At 55.3% G+C, this 15,694-nt stretch carries 16 protein-coding genes; 9 read left to right on the top strand and 7 right to left on the bottom strand.

Going from position 1 to position 15,694, the window contains the following annotated elements:
- The first annotated feature begins 109 nt into the window (after window positions 1–109).
- The 4 genes from aspA to HMJ29_RS13515 all read left to right on the top strand — a co-directional run bounded on the left by aspA (window position 110) and on the right by HMJ29_RS13515 (window position 3,766).
- Complete coding sequence (aspA, locus tag HMJ29_RS13530) at window positions 110–1,582, top strand: aspartate ammonia-lyase (RefSeq protein WP_244679265.1); 1,473 nt, start codon at window positions 110–112, stop codon at window positions 1,580–1,582.
- Window positions 1,583–1,824: 242 nt separating this feature from the next.
- Entirely contained in the window at window positions 1,825–2,520 is a 696-nt protein-coding gene (locus HMJ29_RS13525; RefSeq protein WP_171591997.1) for a ferritin-like domain-containing protein, read from the top strand.
- Window positions 2,521–2,925: 405 nt separating this feature from the next.
- Window positions 2,926–3,174: a hypothetical protein gene (locus HMJ29_RS13520; RefSeq protein ID WP_171591996.1), complete on the top strand. Its 249-nt coding sequence runs from the start codon at window positions 2,926–2,928 to the stop codon at window positions 3,172–3,174.
- A 181-nt stretch (window positions 3,175–3,355) separates the two neighbouring features.
- Window positions 3,356–3,766 carry a hypothetical protein gene (locus tag HMJ29_RS13515; protein ID WP_216634055.1) on the top strand — a complete coding sequence of 137 codons (411 nt, stop codon included), beginning with the start codon at window positions 3,356–3,358 and terminating at the stop codon, window positions 3,764–3,766.
- 4 nt (window positions 3,767–3,770) lie between these two features.
- On the opposite strand, the gene HMJ29_RS13510 is transcribed toward HMJ29_RS13515, so the two are convergent.
- The 3 genes from HMJ29_RS13510 to HMJ29_RS13500 all read right to left on the bottom strand — a co-directional run bounded on the left by HMJ29_RS13510 (window position 3,771) and on the right by HMJ29_RS13500 (window position 8,162).
- Window positions 3,771–4,748, bottom strand: a complete 978-nt coding sequence (locus HMJ29_RS13510; RefSeq protein ID WP_171591995.1) for an AAA family ATPase — start codon at window positions 4,746–4,748, stop codon at window positions 3,771–3,773.
- A gap of 25 nt (window positions 4,749–4,773) precedes the next feature.
- The gene (locus tag HMJ29_RS13505) at window positions 4,774–5,733 is read right to left on the bottom strand and encodes a DMT family transporter (protein ID WP_171591994.1); all 960 of its coding nucleotides are present in this window, start codon (window positions 5,731–5,733) and stop codon (window positions 4,774–4,776) included.
- Window positions 5,734–5,867: 134 nt separating this feature from the next.
- A complete protein-coding gene (locus HMJ29_RS13500; RefSeq protein WP_171591993.1) occupies window positions 5,868–8,162 on the bottom strand; it encodes an aconitate hydratase in 2,295 nt (764 codons plus the stop codon).
- Window positions 8,163–8,393: 231 nt separating this feature from the next.
- Here HMJ29_RS13500 and HMJ29_RS13495 point away from each other — a divergent pair, with 231 nt between their 5' ends.
- A complete protein-coding gene (locus tag HMJ29_RS13495; protein ID WP_171591992.1) occupies window positions 8,394–9,731 on the top strand; it encodes a peroxiredoxin family protein in 1,338 nt (445 codons plus the stop codon).
- A 210-nt stretch (window positions 9,732–9,941) separates the two neighbouring features.
- Here HMJ29_RS13495 and HMJ29_RS13490 read toward each other — a convergent pair whose 3' ends face one another.
- On the bottom strand, window positions 9,942–10,508 hold the full coding sequence (locus HMJ29_RS13490; RefSeq protein ID WP_171591991.1) for a GNAT family N-acetyltransferase: 567 nt from the start codon (window positions 10,506–10,508) through the stop codon (window positions 9,942–9,944).
- Between the two features lie 205 nt (window positions 10,509–10,713).
- Between HMJ29_RS13490 and HMJ29_RS13485 the strand changes: the two genes are divergently transcribed.
- Window positions 10,714–11,175 carry a hypothetical protein gene (locus HMJ29_RS13485; protein WP_171591990.1) on the top strand — a complete coding sequence of 154 codons (462 nt, stop codon included), beginning with the start codon at window positions 10,714–10,716 and terminating at the stop codon, window positions 11,173–11,175.
- Between the two features lie 241 nt (window positions 11,176–11,416).
- On the top strand, window positions 11,417–11,716 hold the full coding sequence (locus HMJ29_RS13480) for a hypothetical protein (RefSeq protein ID WP_171591989.1): 300 nt from the start codon (window positions 11,417–11,419) through the stop codon (window positions 11,714–11,716).
- A gap of 92 nt (window positions 11,717–11,808) precedes the next feature.
- Here HMJ29_RS13480 and HMJ29_RS13475 read toward each other — a convergent pair whose 3' ends face one another.
- Window positions 11,809–12,789, bottom strand: a complete 981-nt coding sequence (locus tag HMJ29_RS13475) for a polyprenyl synthetase family protein (protein WP_171591988.1) — start codon at window positions 12,787–12,789, stop codon at window positions 11,809–11,811.
- Window positions 12,790–12,948: 159 nt separating this feature from the next.
- Here HMJ29_RS13475 and HMJ29_RS13470 point away from each other — a divergent pair, with 159 nt between their 5' ends.
- Together HMJ29_RS13470 and folK are read left to right on the top strand one after the other, a co-directional pair.
- Window positions 12,949–13,821, top strand: a complete 873-nt coding sequence (locus HMJ29_RS13470) for an alpha/beta hydrolase family protein (RefSeq protein WP_171591987.1) — start codon at window positions 12,949–12,951, stop codon at window positions 13,819–13,821.
- 4 nt (window positions 13,822–13,825) lie between these two features.
- Window positions 13,826–14,317, top strand: a complete 492-nt coding sequence (folK, locus tag HMJ29_RS13465; RefSeq protein WP_171591986.1) for a 2-amino-4-hydroxy-6-hydroxymethyldihydropteridine diphosphokinase — start codon at window positions 13,826–13,828, stop codon at window positions 14,315–14,317.
- 71 nt (window positions 14,318–14,388) lie between these two features.
- Here the strand turns inward: folK and fabD are convergent, their stop codons facing one another.
- A complete protein-coding gene (fabD, locus tag HMJ29_RS13460; protein WP_171591985.1) occupies window positions 14,389–15,276 on the bottom strand; it encodes an ACP S-malonyltransferase in 888 nt (295 codons plus the stop codon).
- Between the two features lie 88 nt (window positions 15,277–15,364).
- Window positions 15,365–15,673 carry a hypothetical protein gene (locus tag HMJ29_RS13455; RefSeq protein WP_171591984.1) on the bottom strand — a complete coding sequence of 103 codons (309 nt, stop codon included), beginning with the start codon at window positions 15,671–15,673 and terminating at the stop codon, window positions 15,365–15,367.
- Window positions 15,674–15,694: the final 21 nt, after the last annotated feature.

Below are 15,694 nucleotides of genomic sequence, written 5' to 3'. Positions count from 1 at the left end.
CTGCCCGTGCTACACGGGGCACGTTAGGTTGCAGCTGAATTTGCTCAGACAAGGCAAAAACAAGGTTGAGCTAAAAGGCCGGTATCTTTGTAGTGCATTCCTTTTCCCCTTGAGCATTCTTCGCGTAGAAGATGCATCCCACCCTGAACAATTCCCCATGGAAACTACCCAGCTTGAACGAGCTTCGCGGCTTGAACACGACTTTCTAGGCGAGCGGCCCATTCCCGAAAACGTGTATTATGGCATCCAGACGCTGCGCGCCATGGAAAACTTCGATATCACGGGCATTCCACTGAAGGCCGAGCCGCTGTTTGTGCAGGCACTGGCCTACGTGAAGAAAGCCGCCGCTCTGGCTAACCGCGACCTGGGCGTGCTTGACGCAACCATTGCCGACTACATTGCCCAAGCCTGCGACCGGGTGATTGCGGGTGAGCTAGACGATCAGTTTCTAACGGACATGATTCAGGGCGGAGCAGGCACCTCCGTGAACATGAATGCCAACGAGGTTATTGCCAATGTGGCGCTGGAAATGATGGGCCACTCAAAGGGCGACTATCATTTCTGCCATCCCAACAACCACGTCAACTGCTCCCAATCAACCAACGACGCCTATCCAACGGCTTTCCGCATTGCGCTCAACAACAAGCTGGTAGGTTACCGCCGGGCCCTGGAGCAACTAGCCGATGCCTTTGCTACCAAAGGCGAGGAATTCCGGAACGTGCTGAAAATGGGCCGGACACAGCTGCAGGATGCTGTGCCCATGAGCATGGGGGATGAATTTCGGGCTTTTGCCACCAACCTGCGCGAAGAGCTACTTCGTATTGATGACAGCCGCCAGCTGATTCGGGAGATTAACATGGGCGCCACGGCCATTGGCACCCGGGTAAATGCCCCTTCCGGCTACGCCGAGCTGGTTACGGAGCACCTGCGCACCCTCACTGGCCTAGACTTGGTGCTGGCCGGCGACCTGATTGAAGCCACTTACGATACGGGCGCTTACGTGCAGCTCTCCGGGGTGCTCAAGCGCACTGCCGTAAAACTCTCCAAGATCTGCAACGACCTGCGCCTGCTTTCCTCGGGCCCCCGCGCTGGTCTGAATGAGATTAACTTACCGCCCCTGCAGCCTGGGTCCAGCATCATGCCTGGTAAAGTAAACCCCGTAGTGCCGGAAGTGGTAAACCAAACGGCCTTCTACGTAATTGGGGCCGACCTCACTGTGACCATGGCTGCGGAGGCTGGCCAGTTGCAGCTCAACGTAATGGAGCCCGTGATTTCCTTCGCCCTATTCACATCTATCTCCTACATGACGCGCGCCTGCCATACCCTGCGCGAGAAATGCGTAATAGGCATAACGGCTAATGCGCAACACACTGAGCAGCAAGTGCGCAACAGCGTGGGAATTGTGACGCAGCTTAACCCCGTGCTAGGCTACGAAACCTCCGCCGAAGTTGCCAAAGAAGCCCTCCGGACCGGCAAATCAGTGTACGATGTAGCTGTGACGGAGCGCCAATTGCTCACGCAGGAGAAATGGGATGAGATTTTCACCTTCGAAAACCTGATTCGGCCTCACTTCATTCAGTAACCTCCCGTTGAGGCCCACCGCCAGAGTAACAAGCCGGCCTATCTGCAAGCCTCGCCTCACCAGCGGTGCCTCTGCAGTTGGGGCGGCTTGTTGCTTTATGTGTAGTCAGGAATAGCTTTCAGCGTGAGTGGTCTACGTTTAATGGAAACACCTTTTCAGCTCCCACTTTGTAAGCTCAGCTTAACTAACCTCTTACGCTGGTCGTATGCAGTAACACTTTTCACTGCTAATACTATTGCTGTATGGACCAGAACTCATCTAACACCTCCTCTGCTACTTCCTCCACGGGCGGCCCTCTGGTAAACCAAGCGCTCCAGTGGCTCAACCAGGATAATCTCGGCGACCTGTTCTCGAAACTGTCTCCATCACTCAAAAATGCTGGCACTCAAATAGCTTCTCGTTACAATAGGCTCAGCACCACTCAAAAAATAGTGGGTGGCGCACTGCTGATATTGGGGGCTACGTACCTTAGCCGCCGTGGCTCGTCTGGCAATACAGGTAGTACCAGCCAGGCCGATACTTTGAACGAGCTGCTCTATTTTGTAAACGACCGGATTGAAGGCTATCAGCGCGCCGTTGATGAAAGCACCAACCCTGAACTGAGCGGTTACTACAAACAGCTCGTCAGCCAAAGCCAGATGTTTGCCAACGAACTAAACAAAGCTCTGCGTGAGCAAGGCGGCGAGCAGCAGACCAGCACTACCCTGAAAGGCAAGCTCTACCGCAGCTGGATGGACGTGAAAGCGGCCATTACGGGCACTGACGAAAAAGCCATTCTTGGCTCCAACGTGTACGGCGAAGAATGGGCCATTAAAGCCTATGAAGACGCCCTCAGCGACAATACCCTCACTGGCTCCTTGCGGCAAGCAGTTGAACGCCAGTACAGCACTTCTAAAAAAACCTATGACCGCTTAAAAAAACTGGAAGAGAAGCAATAGCCTGGTTTCTGCTTCACCACGCATAGCATCCCCGTCGGCAACCAATGCTGGCGGGGATGTTGCATGTCAGCCTTAGCCAGACATGTGCAGGAAGTTGCACGAAGCTACGTTGCCGTTTCAGCAGACGTTGGTTTGCTTACGCGTCTTTCCTTCAGGTTCCCCTGAGCCATTCAGTTGCCTTATCAATACGCGCAGTATATCTACTAAAATATTTAGCATATCTAGCAACCACACTAACGCTCATTAGCCAAACACAGAGTAGCCTAAACCGTAGATTAGGTAGGTCTAACTTTTATTAAAATTTGATTAAAACCTTCAATATGGAGCAGTTACTCTAATTGCTGTACCAACTCATTTTATTCCAATATTTTTAGTTTTTATGTCGCCATATTTGTATCTTTGGATATGTCGAAAGTCAAGCTTCCTGTTCCGATTCCCGTCCAGCAGTATGCCCGATGCGTGGACGCCAGCCGCCGCCCCGCCGACCACGTGGGCGATTGGCCAGAGGCCGGCCACGTGTATCCCGTGCAAGTACGGCGCAACGCTCGCACCGGCGAGCCTCAGATCCATGTACTCGGCTTCTATGCTGAGCGCCCTTACGGAGCATTTGCCCGTTACCGCTTCGAGACGGTAGCTAATGTGTGGCTCAACTAGCCCACTACTCTTCTTTTCCGCCACTCTTATCCCGGCTGTTTCCGTTTTACCACGCGGAAACAACCGGGTTTCTTTTTGCCTATTAGCCAAGCTTCTTATTGAGTGGCCTAGCTAAAAAGCAGAACTAAATAGAATTTCGCTAGCTGTTACGCCTGATATCTTTGTAGCCTTATACTGCCTCATGGAACACGTTACCGAAGAGACGTACAGCATCCCGGCCCCCTACCGCCGGATGGAAAACATGCACATCCTGTTCTGGCTGCTCAAAGACATTGGGTGGTGCATGATTTGGAAGCCGCTAGGCCTCTCTATGATCATTCCAACGCTGAGCATTGCCGTGCTTATTACCTGGCGCACCCGCGATATTAAAGCCGAGTTGGCGCACAATCTGGCCATCGTATTCTGGATAACCGCTAACTCTTACTGGATGATCAGTGAGTTCTTTGGCTTTGATACTGTGCACGTGTGGGGCAGCATTACTGGTAAGCATATGGCGCTACTACCCTTCCTGAGTGGCCTAGCGATTCTGCTATATTATTACCTAGTTCAGAAACCGCAGGAACTTCGGGCCGCGCAGGTAGCTACGCTGTAACCGCTCAGTGTAGCATCTCTTCAATTAGCTGCACTGCCTGAGCAAACCGCTCTGCCCAGCTTCCGCCTATTTCCTGGTACTCAATACCAAAGTGAGCCAGCGTGAGTCGGTGCGCTTTGTCTAGGCGCTGGCGCTGGGTAGCTGACAGGCGGGTACCATCCTGCACGAAAGGCACATCCGGTAGCAAATACAGATACAAGTCGGCGCGATTATGAGCGTACACTTCTGAGGGAAGATCCAGCCACTCATTGCTAGTGAAACGCGCGTAAGATTGCGTTATATGCACATCCGTATCAAGTAGCAGCAATGGGCCTGCTATTGGCCGGAGTAGCTCAATTCTGCGGGCGTGCTCCGCTGCCACTGCGTAAAGATCAGCGGTGCTGAACTCCGTAGAATCAGCAATCAGCTCCCGGGCAGTTTCTATCACGCAGGACGCACCAAAGTGAGCCGCCAGTTGCTGGGTAAGCGTGGTCTTGCCAGTTGACTCCGTGCCCAATATGGCCACCGTGCGCCGATAAAAAGCTTGCACACTTGCAGGCAAATATGACCAGTTGCTCCTCACGTTGGCCCGGATAGCAGAGCCCGAAATGGGTACCTGCGCCCGCTTCACGTCAAAATCCAGGTGCCGAATGCCAAGGTACTGCGCCACCAGAGCGCCGTAGGACTCGGAGGTTACCACCAGAGAAACGGTTGGCACTAGCCGCTGAAACACGTGGGCCCAGAGCTGCGCTACTGCTGTTGAAGTTTCAGAGGTATTAGGTAACTCGGCTTCCTTGTACTCGAACACTTGCACTTGAATACTCTCCACATTCTCGTACGTTGTGCTGATCCAGTGTGCCCGCACTGCACCCGATACGTTTTCTTGGTCACTGGCGCACACCAGCACAGTTAGTAGGTCGCAGTGCTGCCGCGCAAAGTCAATGAGGGCCCGATGACCGTGATGAAAGGGCAGAAACTTGCCAAAAACCAGCGCGTGCGTCATGTGGTGTAGCTTTCTATACAGTTCGCTACCCAACCTCAACTGCCGTGGGCTTTTGCTCCCCTGCTTCCTTTCCCTTATCTCGCTTCCAGCCAATCAGCAACACCCCTACCACCACCAGCAGAGTACCCACTATTTGCTCCGTGAATATTTTCTCTCCTAGCACGTAATGAGCCTGCAGAATAGTGGATACCGGCCCGATTCCACTGATAATGGCCACATTGTTAGAGCCTATCTTCTTCATACCCTGCGAAATCAGGAAGGAAGGCAGCACGGTAGCCAGAATAGCCAATAGTAACCCGTATACCCACATCCCCCGGCCTAGCTCTACCTGCCGGATATCATGCGTGAGCAGGAAATGCACGAACACCCCGGCGGTTGCTGCCAGCATGGCGTAAGCAGTAAACTTATTGGCTCCTACCCGCGGAATAACCCGCCCACTCCCAACAATATAGACAGAGTAGGTAACTGCACACAGGAACACCAACCCGCTCCCCAGATAGAAGTTGGGATTTTGTGAGTCGATGGATAGCTCACCAAAATACGCCAAGGCAATGCCCAAGTAAGTCAGCAGCAAGGCTACGCGCTGTATGCCGGAAATACGCTGTCTGAAATACACGGCATTGATAAATACCGCAAAGCTTGGATACAAAAACAGAATCAGCCGCTCCAGCCCTGCCGATATGTATTGCAGGCCCAGGAAGTCAAACAGGCTACTGAAGTAGTAGCCCAACAGGCCTATGGCCGTTACCAGTAGCCATTCGCGTCCGGTCATGCGCACGTTGCTCTTATGCGTGCTCACCAGAAAGGCCGCTGCCAGGTAAAATGGCAGCGAAAACATCATGCGCAGTGCCAACAGCGTCACGGCATCGGCGTGCGTATGCCCGAAGGCCAGCTTAACAATGATGGCTTTGGTGGAAAATAAGATGGCTCCTAGCAGGGTAACCAGAAAGCCAACGAGGGAAACGGCTTGTTTAGTGGGGGCCATTTAGATTGCAGAGAAGAAGTTGTGCTACTAATAAGCACTGGCCTACGAACAAAGACTTGGCGCGTATCACTTATCAAAAACAAAGAGCCGCCTCTTACGAAGCGGCTCTTTGCCTAGTTAGCTCAAATGCAGAATTACTTCTGCGACAGCTGAGCACCACCCGCTTCCTGCAGACGAATCAGGTTCAGGGCCGAGCCGGCTTTGAACCACTCAATCTGCCCCTCATTGTAGGTGTGGTTCACCGTGATGAGGTCGGTGTCGCCGTCGGCGTGGTGCAGGCGCACCTGCAGGGGCTGACCGGGAGCGAATGACGTGAGGCCGAGGATGTCAATGGTATCGTCCTCTTCGATCAGGTCGTAGTCGGCCTTGTTGGCGAAGGTCAGGGCCAGCATGCCCTGCTTCTTCAGGTTGGTTTCGTGGATACGAGCGAAGCTCTTCACCAGGATAGCGCGCACGCCCAAGTGGCGGGGCTCCATGGCAGCGTGCTCCCGCGACGAACCTTCTCCGTAATTCTCATCACCTACCACAATAGAGCCAATGCCCTGCGCTTTGTAGTTACGAGCTACCTGCGGCACTGCCGAGTACGGCGTACCCTGGGTCATACCGTCTTTCACAGCGTTAGCCTCGCCGTTGAAAGCGTTGGTAGCCCCAATGAGCATGTTGTTGGAGATGTTATCCAAGTGACCACGGTACTTCAACCATGGGCCAGCCATGGAGATGTGGTCGGTGGTGCACTTGCCCTGCGCTTTGATGAGCAGACGCAGACCAGTCAGGTCGGTGCCTTCCCATGGCTTGAACGGGTCGAGCAGCTGCAGACGGTCGGAGCCTGGATCAACAAGTACCTGCACTCCTGAGCTATCAACGGCCGGAGCTTGGTAGCCAGCATCCTCTACGGCGTAGCCCTGAGGAGGCATTTCGAGGCCGTGGGGCTCATCGAGGCGTACCTGCTGACCGTCTTTGGTGGTCAGGGTATCAACTAGGGGGTTAAAGGTCAGGTCACCGGCAATAGCAAAAGCCGTTACAATTTCGGGCGAAGCCACGAACGCGTGCGTGTTCGGGTTGCCGTCGTTACGCTTAGCAAAGTTGCGGTTAAACGAGGTGATGATAGAGTTGCGGCGCTTGGGGTCATCGGTGTGGCGGGCCCACTGGCCAATGCACGGACCGCAGGCATTTGCCAGCACCACGCCGCCCATCTGAGCGAAGGTATCCAGCAAACCGTCACGCTCTACGGTGTAGCGCACCAGCTCCGAGCCAGGCGTTACGGTAAACTCAGCGTTTACCGTCAGGCCTTTCTGTACGGCCTGCTCCGCGATGGAAGCAGCACGGGTAATGTCTTCGTAGGAAGAGTTGGTGCAGGAACCAATGAGGCCTACTTCCAGCTTCTCGGGCCAGCCGTGCTCTTTTACGGCGGCAGCGAACTGCGAAATGGGCCAGGCGGCGTCTGGCGTGAACGGACCGTTCACGTAGGGCTCCAGCGTGTTCAGATCAATCTCGATCAGCTGATCGTAGAAGTTCTCGGGGTTAGCGTACACCTCGTCGTCGGCGCGCAGGTGCTGGGCTACAGCAGCAGCAGCATCGGCAATTTCGGCGCGGTCGGTACCACGCAGATAGTCGCCCATCTTTTCGTCGTAGCTGAACACTGAGGTAGTAGCCCCAATTTCAGCACCCATGTTACAGATGGTGCCTTTACCGGTAGCGGAGAGGCTGTTAGCACCTTCGCCAAAGTATTCTACAATGGCGCCCGTACCGCCTTTTACGGTCAGGATACCCGCTACGCGCAGGATTACGTCTTTAGCCGAAGTCCAACCGTTCATTTTACCGGTCAGCTTCACGCCAATTACTTTCGGGAACTTCAGTTCCCAGGCCATACCGGCCATTACGTCAACGGCATCAGCACCACCCACACCAATCGCAATCATGCCTAGGCCACCAGCGTTGGGGGTGTGCGAGTCAGTACCGATCATCATACCGCCGGGGAAGGCGTAGTTCTCAAGTACTACCTGGTGAATGATACCCGCGCCCGGCTTCCAGAAGCCGATGCCATATTTATTGGATACCGAAGCCAGGAAATCATATACTTCCTTATTCTCGGAGTTGGCAATGGCCAAATCCTCGTCGGCTCCTTCTTTAGCCTGAATCAGGTGGTCGCAGTGCACGGTGCTGGGCACCGCTACTTTAGCTTTACCAGCCTGCATGAACTGCAACAGCGCCATCTGGGCCGTAGCGTCCTGCATAGCAACGCGGTCCGGGGCAAAGTCGACGTAGGAAACGCCCCGCTCATACGCCTGCGAAACAGAGCCGCCGTACAGGTGAGCGTACAGGATTTTTTCAGTCAGGGTAAGCGGGCGGCCAACGGCGGTACGGGCGGCTTCAATGCGGGAGCCCATGCCATCGTACACGGCCTTGATCATTTCTAAGTCAAACGCCATAATGCGAAAGTGAAAATAGTGGAGAGAACGAACCTGCCAGCGGCAAGTCCGCAAATATACGTATCGGTCGGCCCGCGGGCCAACTTTTAGGGGTTTTGCTACCGTCCTAAATCCTCATTTAGAATCATTCTAACGAATAATCACAGAATAGGGGCAGCTTATGTAGCCTTTGATTATAAACTAATAACCCTCGGCAGTAGTTTAGCCTCGAATTCACTTAACCTTTTCATCATGCCCGTAGCCATTGCAATACGCAAGGCCGTAGCCGGGGCCGGACTCGCGCTGGCCGCGGTAGCCTGTCAGTCCAATTCGACGACTTCCGAAAACCAAGCCGCTGATGCTTCCGGCGCGGCCTCTTCTCCGCTTACCGCCGGTACCTGGCGCGGCGTACTCAGCACCCAGGGCCAGGAAATCCCCTTTCTGTTTGATGTAGCCACCAACGGCGGCAAGCCCACCGTAACGCTGCGCAACGGTGAGGAGCGCCTCAAACTCGACGAAATTACCACTACGGGCGACTCCACAACCATCCGCTTAGGTGTGTTTGATGCCGCGCTAGTGGTGCGGCCCGATGGCACCGGCAAAGTCACAGGAGCTTGGGTGAAGTACGATACCGGCAGCCCCTACCGCATTCCTTTTGTGGCAGCAAAAGCAACCGAAAACCAAGAGCTGTTCTCTGGCGGCACTAAAAAGGCCGAAGTATTTGGTGATTTAAAGCAAGGCGCAACGTTCCGCACTGAGTTCAAGGACGACGAAGGCAACACATACCCGGCCGTAGGCATAATTCAGCAAGACTCCACCGGGGGCTCTGGCATTACGGGCACCTTCCTGACTACTACCGGCGACTACCGTTACCTGGCCGGCAACCTGGTTACCAAAGCCGATGGTGAGCACGTGATGCTCTCTACATTCGATGGTAGCCATGGCTTCCTGTTTGATGGCAAGCTGGATAAGCCCGGCAATATCAACCGCATTCAGGGCGACTTCTACAGCGGCAAAGCGGGCCACGAAACCTGGACCGCCGTGCTCGACGGCAATGCCAAGCTACCCGATGCCAATGCCCTCACCGGCATGAAGCCCGGCCAGAAGAAGCTGAGCTTTAAATTCCCCAGCATCTTCGAGGGCGGTAGCATCTCCCCTTCTGACCCCAAGTACGCGGGCAAAGTAGTGGTGCTGCAGATTCTGGGCTCCTGGTGCCCTAACTGCATGGATGAAACCAACTTTCTGGCGCCTTGGTACGAGAAAAACAAAAGCCGCGGCGTAGAAATCATAGGCCTAGGCTACGAGCGCACCGAAGACCAGAAGCTGGCCTCGCAGAAGCTCCTGAAAATGAAGCAGCGCATGAACATTGGCTACGACCTGGCCGTGGCCGGCGTGGCCGACAAAGATGCCGCCAGCAAATCATTGCCACAGCTAGCCAAAGTGCTGGCCTTCCCCACCACAATTTTCTTGGACAAGAAGGGTGAGGTGCGCAAAATCCACACGGGTTTCTCGGGCCCCGGCACGGGCAAGTACTATCAGCAGGAAATTGCTGAGTTCAACAAAACGATTGACCAGCTGCTAGCGGAATAGTCAAGTCCGTAGGCCACTGCCTATAGCATTTCAAGCAACAGGCCTGCTCCCTTAAAGGGGCAGGCCTGTTGCTTGAAAACCTGCTGCTGAGAAAACGGTTGCTTAGCCAAAACCTACTGTGGCTCTACTCCCAGACATCACTCTGCCAGTCGCTTAGCTCCGTGCACTGTTAGCAGCTTTTGACATTCTATATACGGGCGCTAAGCTGGGCTATTTATTTCCTTTAGACCTCTCCAACAACAGAACGGGCCCATCGTGGTAAGTGGTGCGGGCAATTTCCTGGAAGCCAAACTTGGAGGCCACTTTGAGGGAGGCAACGTTATCAGGGTCGATGATACAGGTCATGCGGGCGGTGGGGAAGTGCGCATCGGCCCACTGCAAAGCAGCTTCAACCGCTTGGCTGGCGTACCCCCGGCCGTGGATGCGCGGTGCCAGCGCCCAGCCAGCCTCGAGCGTACCCTTGATGGAGGGCGTGAGGTCGCGCTGAAAATCAAAGAACCCCACGGTGCCAATGAAGCGGCCCGTGGCTTTTTCCTCTACTGACCATGCTCCGTATCCCAGCAGCGTCCAGTGGCCCTGCTGGGCCAGCAACCTGCGCCACGCATCCTCCTCAGTTTGCGGTTTGGCCCCTACATACCGGTAGAAATCGGGGTCGGCGGCCATGGAGGCAAACTCCGGCAGATCAGTAATGCGGGGGCCACGCAGAAGCAAATCAGGGGTTTCGAGTTGAGGTACTACCGCAGATGGCGCCGGTAGCAAGCTCAGGGGGTGTGTCATGCGGCCAAAGTACTAAAATAGCGCAGTAACATTCCAAACCTGCTTTCAGGGTTGGCAGAGTAAACGAGAAGGTTAATCCGATTTATTGAGGCGTTAGTGGATAATGCGGGTTGAGGCCTGGAATGCGGCATCTGGTTTGAAATAGGCCTAGGCACAATGCAGCGTCATTTCTTTACAAACCTCCACTTCCCCATTCCATACAGCCATGAAAAAGCAACTGTTTAGCCTCGCCCTCCTGCTTAGCCTGGGCACTTCTTTCATAGCCAGCGCAGCCCCTGTTTTACCCGGCCAAGACCACGACAAAACCAGCCGCCACCATCAGGGCTGCCGGGCCGATAACACCCAGGACCGCCAGCGTCGGCAAGACGAAATGGCCCGTGACCTAGGCCTCAACGCCAAACAAAAAGACAAGCTGGCAAAGATTTTTCAGGACCGGCACCAGCAGATGCAGGCGTTGCACAACCGCAAAGACCTCGACCGCAGCAAGATGATGAGCGAGGCCAAAGACATTCGCAAGAAAACCGATAAGCAGCTTAAGAGCACCCTTACTAAAGCGCAATACGCTAAGCTGGAAGCCAAGCGCCAGGAGCGCCAGCACAATATGAGCCAGCGCAACGGCCGCCAGGACCACAACCGCCGCGACTTAGGAGACCAGCGTCGGAGCTAGGCCAGTGCGGCCGGTGGCCTAGCGCCACCGGCGTAGCTCAGGCAGCATAGTCACCACTGCGCCCCGCGTAACATTACGCGGGGCGCGGTGTCGTTTTAGCCTTGTCAGGTTACAGCACACTGGCCTGGCGCTGGCAGAGCGGCTACCTTTTTGGCGCCGCCTGCGTACTTCCTTATGCGGCCGCATCTGGCGGCCGCATTTCTCGCTCTGATTTCCTTTCCGTAACCAAACTCTCTTCCCTATGTGGATCCAACAAAAAAGCACTCCCGCTCCACTCGATGAACTGCAAGGCCATACCGTAGGCCTCAAATTTGAGTGCAACCAGTGCCACACCGAAGTATTCACCGACTCGCTGGGCGTACCCGCCGCCGACCATCTGGCAAACTCTATCGAAGATGACGGCCAATTTGAAACCGAAGAAATTAAGTGCCCCGGCTGCGATATGACGCACGCCATTACCGTTAAGAGCACTTTTGAAGGGGTACACTTTGATGTTTCTGATGTGCAGCCCGAGAAGGTAGCCTACCAAATCAACCACTAAGTAATAACAGTGGTATTTGACATAAAAAGTGCGCCGCTCCAGCTTGGGGCGGCGCTTTTTATGTCATTTAGAGCGGAGTGAGAAATGAGAGCTTATTTCTCGCGCTCAATGGTATAGTTGATTAGCTGCTCCAAGGAGTTGCGCGAGGCCGACTCGGGAAAGGTTCTAAGGATAGTCAGCGCCTCGTCGCGGTAGCTTTCCATCACTTTTATGGCATATTCCAGGCCACCTGATTTCTTCACGAAGTCAATAACAGCCTGCACGCGGTCTTTGCGGCCATCGTTGTTTTTCACGTTAAAGATGACGCGCCGCTTGGTAAGCCAGTCGGCTTGTTGCAGGGCATAAATGAGCGGTAGGGTCATTTTTTTCTCTTTGATATCAATACCCACGGGCTTACCCACTTCGTCGGTACCAAAGTCAAACAGGTCATCCTTGATCTGGAAAGCCATACCCACTTTCTCCCCGAAAAGGCGGGCGCGCTCAATAACCTCTTTGCTGGCCCCCGTAGAAGCGGCCCCCACGGCGCAGCAAGACGCAATGAGAGAAGCGGTTTTCTGTCGGATGATATCAAAATACACATCCTCGGTAATATCCAGGCGGCGGGCTTTCTCAATCTGCAGCAGTTCCCCTTCGCTGAGCTCCCGCACGGCGTTATTCACAATCTTGAGCAGGTCAAAATCGTCGTTTTCCAGGGCTAGCTGCAGGCCTCGTGCCAGCAGGTAGTCGCCCACCAGCACGGCAATCTTGTTTTTCCAGAGCGCATTGATGGAGAAGAAGCCCCGGCGGTAGTTGCTCTCATCCACCACATCATCATGCACCAGAGTAGCCGTATGCAGCAGCTCAATGAGCGCCGCGCCCCGGAAGGAAGCCTCCGGTAATGGGTCGCCGCCGCTGATTTTGGCCGTGAAGAACACAAACATGGGCCGGATCTGCTTGCCCTTGCGCTTCACAATGTACCCCATGATTTTGTCAAGCAGCAACTGCCGTGTTTTCATGGAGGCCCGAAACTTGAGTTCGAACTCCTCCATTTCGGCGGCAATGGGCGCTTGTATCTGGTCCAGCGTTACGTTCATGCGGGTATTTTGGGCGGTGCAATGATACGGTGAAAAGGTGAGTAGTAAGACAGTAAACTGCTAGGGTTGGCTTTCTGGTAACCAAGCTGCGGCAAATACTACCGGTCCCTCATGTTTAGCGTTCATCATCTCCCCACTTTCAGCCCGTACCTTAGCGGTATGCCAATCCAGCCCATTCGCCTCGACTTTCTGCTTTCCTCCCCTCATCACGCCCGGCCATTTGAGGCCGATGCGCGCTACCTTCCCGACGGGCAGCCCAAGCCCATGATAGTGTTTGTGCATGGTTTTAAGGGGTTTAAAGACTGGGGTCACTTCAACCTGCTCGCCGAGTACTTTGCCCGGCAGGGCTTTGTGTTTGTGAAGCTCAACCTCTCTCACAACGGCCTGGTAGTAGGTGGCACCGGCGACCTGGAGGACTTAGAAGCGTTTGGCCGCAACAACTTCAGCCTGGAGCTCAACGATATTGGAGTTCTACTTGACACTCTGCTAAACCCGGAGGTTTCTCCCCTGCCCGCCCCCGAAACCGACCTGACGCGCCTTGCGCTTATCGGCCACAGCCGCGGGGGTGGCCTAGTGCTGCTCAAAGCGGCCGAGGATACCCGGGTGAAGGCTGTAGTTACCTGGGCCGCCATCAACAATGTAAACCCCGGCTGGACGGAGGAGCTCATGCAGCACTGGCAGCAGGCAGGAGTATTTCATGTAGAAAATAGCCGCACCAAGCAGCAGCTGCCGCTCTACTTTCAGATAGTAGAAGACTACCACCAGAACCGCCTCCGCCTGGATATTCCGCACAACGTGCGCCGCAAGCTGCGCAACAGGCCTACGCTGATCGTGCACGGCGACCAAGACGAGACCGTAGCCGTGCAGAAAGCGCATGAGCTGAAAAGCTGGCACCCAGATGCAGAGCTAGCCATTTTACCGGGCGTAACACACAATTTCGGTGGTGGCCACCCCTGGGCGCAAGCGTTGCTCCCTCCCGATGCTCAACTGGCCGCCGACGTGACTATAGAGTTTCTGCACCGCTTACTCTAGGTCTATGCCCGTTGCCTACCTCCTATTGGGCTCCAACCTCGGCGACCGAACTTCTATCCTTCAAGATGCCGTGCAGCAACTAGCCGCCTCGGCTGGGATAGTGGAAGCTGTTTCGGGGCTGTATGAAACGGCCGCTTGGGGCTTGGAAGATCAGCCACCCTTTCTAAACCAAGCCATTCAGCTGCGTACTTCACTTCTGCCCGAAGCCCTGCTCGACGTCTGCCAGCAAGCAGAGCAACTAGCGGGCCGGGAGCGGCTGGTACGCTGGGGAGCCCGCACGCTGGATGTGGATATCCTGCTTTATGATGATCTGGTCCTCGATTCGCCCCGGCTGCAGGTGCCGCACCCGCGCCTGCCGGAGCGGCGTTTCGCGTTGGTACCACTTACTGATATTGCCGCTCATATAGTGCACCCGGTACTCGGCCAGTCAGTAACGGCGCTACTGGCTCAGTGCCCCGACTCATTAGCTGTTCAGCGGGTTTCGGGCGGGCGGTAACATATGGGCACCATAGGCAAAAAAGCCCGTCAGAAATTTCCTGACGGGCTTTTTTAAGTTTAGGCCACTACTTATACCGTAGCCGAGCTAACAGCGGCCTCTGCGGCAATTTTCTTAACCAAGCCTTGCAGCACCTTGCCGGGGCCACACTCTACAAACTCAGTAGCACCATCCTGCACCATGCGCTGCACACTCTGGGTCCAGCGTACGGGAGCCGTGAGCTGACGCACCAGATTCTCCCGAATTTCATCAGCATCGGTGTGGGGAGCGGCATCCACGTTCTGATATACGGGGCAAATGCCCGCCGAGAAGGTGGTAGCGGCAATAGCCTGCGCCAAGGCAGCCTCCGCCGACTGCATCAGGGGTGAGTGGAAGGCACCACCTACGGGCAGCGGCAATGCCCGCTTGGCCCCAGCAGCCTTCAGTTGCTCACAAGCCAACTCAATACCGCGCTGCGAGCCCGACACTACCAGCTGACCAGGGCAGTTATAATTGGCAGCTACCACCACGTTGCCAGCCGCAGTAATCACCTGGCAGATGCGGGCGGTAGTGGCATCATCGAGGCCCAGAATGGCGGCCATGGTACCGGGTTGCTCCTGACAGGCGGCCTGCATGGCCTGTGCCCGCTGGGCTACAAGGCGTAAGGCATCCTCAAACTTCAACACCTTGGCAGCCACCAGCGCCGAAAATTCGCCGAGAGAATGGCCAGCTACCATATCGGGGCGCAGGTTGGGTATTACGGCCGCCAGCGCCACTGAGTGCAAGAAAATGGCAGGCTGCGTTACGTCGGTACGGCGCAAGTCTTCCTCAGAGCCAGCAAACATAACATCGGTAAGCGAGAAGCCCAGTATCTCATTGGCTTGGTCCATCAGGCGTTTGGCCTCGGGGTGCTGCTCGTACAAGTCGCGGCCCATGCCGCTGAACTGGCTACCCTGGCCAGGAAAAATTACTGCTTTCACTAGAAGGAGGTGGATTTATAGGTTGGAGAACAGAAAGATGGTTCCTGCTGTAGGTGGCCTGGCGGCCAACCAAGGCAGGTAGCCACAACTACTTTACTTTAAGCGTAGTAACGGCGCCCGTTTGCTTGTCAACTTCAAATGCGGCGGCGTTGGGCATTCGTCCGGCCCAGTCGGTGCGGGGCACGAGCACCTGCCACTTGGTTTCTGCATCAACTACCCGCGCTGAGTCAGACTGATAGAGGGCCGCGCTGGGCTGGGTTTTGACGTAGGCCGCTACGGCTGCCCGGGCCGCATCCTCGGTGGTAGCAGGCTGGGCAGTGGTCATGGGTGTGGCCTGGGGTTGGCAGCTGATCAGGCTTCCCAGCCCCAGCAGCAATACAAGACAGAGCTTTATCATGGCACAAATAAAAGGAGCGAA

Origin of the sequence: Hymenobacter taeanensis, from assembly GCF_013137895.1 — a bacterium.
Taxonomy (GTDB): Bacteria; Bacteroidota; Bacteroidia; order Cytophagales; family Hymenobacteraceae; genus Hymenobacter; species Hymenobacter taeanensis.
The sequence above is the reverse complement of the archived record's forward strand: the minus strand, read 5'-3'. Positions and strand labels throughout refer to the sequence as shown.

Bases quoted from the DNA above. Each gene is read 5' to 3' on its own strand.
- HMJ29_RS13505 (WP_171591994.1), bottom strand. From the start codon at position 5,733: ATGGCCCCCACTAAACAAGCCGTTTCCCTCGTTGGCTTTCTGGTTACC.
- HMJ29_RS13525 (WP_171591997.1), top strand. From the start codon at position 1,825: ATGGACCAGAACTCATCTAACACCTCCTCTGCTACTTCCTCCACGGGC.
- HMJ29_RS13500 (WP_171591993.1), bottom strand. From the start codon at position 8,162: ATGGCGTTTGACTTAGAAATGATCAAGGCCGTGTACGATGGCATGGGC.
- HMJ29_RS13480 (WP_171591989.1), top strand. From the start codon at position 11,417: ATGTGGATCCAACAAAAAAGCACTCCCGCTCCACTCGATGAACTGCAA.
- HMJ29_RS13485 (WP_171591990.1), top strand. From the start codon at position 10,714: ATGAAAAAGCAACTGTTTAGCCTCGCCCTCCTGCTTAGCCTGGGCACT.
- HMJ29_RS13495 (WP_171591992.1), top strand. From the start codon at position 8,394: ATGCCCGTAGCCATTGCAATACGCAAGGCCGTAGCCGGGGCCGGACTC.
- HMJ29_RS13520 (WP_171591996.1), top strand. From the start codon at position 2,926: ATGTCGAAAGTCAAGCTTCCTGTTCCGATTCCCGTCCAGCAGTATGCC.
- HMJ29_RS13515 (WP_216634055.1), top strand. From the start codon at position 3,356: ATGGAACACGTTACCGAAGAGACGTACAGCATCCCGGCCCCCTACCGC.
- HMJ29_RS13490 (WP_171591991.1), bottom strand. From the start codon at position 10,508: ATGACACACCCCCTGAGCTTGCTACCGGCGCCATCTGCGGTAGTACCT.
- HMJ29_RS13510 (WP_171591995.1), bottom strand. From the start codon at position 4,748: ATGACGCACGCGCTGGTTTTTGGCAAGTTTCTGCCCTTTCATCACGGT.
- HMJ29_RS13470 (WP_171591987.1), top strand. From the start codon at position 12,949: ATGCCAATCCAGCCCATTCGCCTCGACTTTCTGCTTTCCTCCCCTCAT.
- HMJ29_RS13475 (WP_171591988.1), bottom strand. From the start codon at position 12,789: ATGAACGTAACGCTGGACCAGATACAAGCGCCCATTGCCGCCGAAATG.
- folK (WP_171591986.1), top strand. From the start codon at position 13,826: ATGCCCGTTGCCTACCTCCTATTGGGCTCCAACCTCGGCGACCGAACT.
- HMJ29_RS13455 (WP_171591984.1), bottom strand. From the start codon at position 15,673: ATGATAAAGCTCTGTCTTGTATTGCTGCTGGGGCTGGGAAGCCTGATC.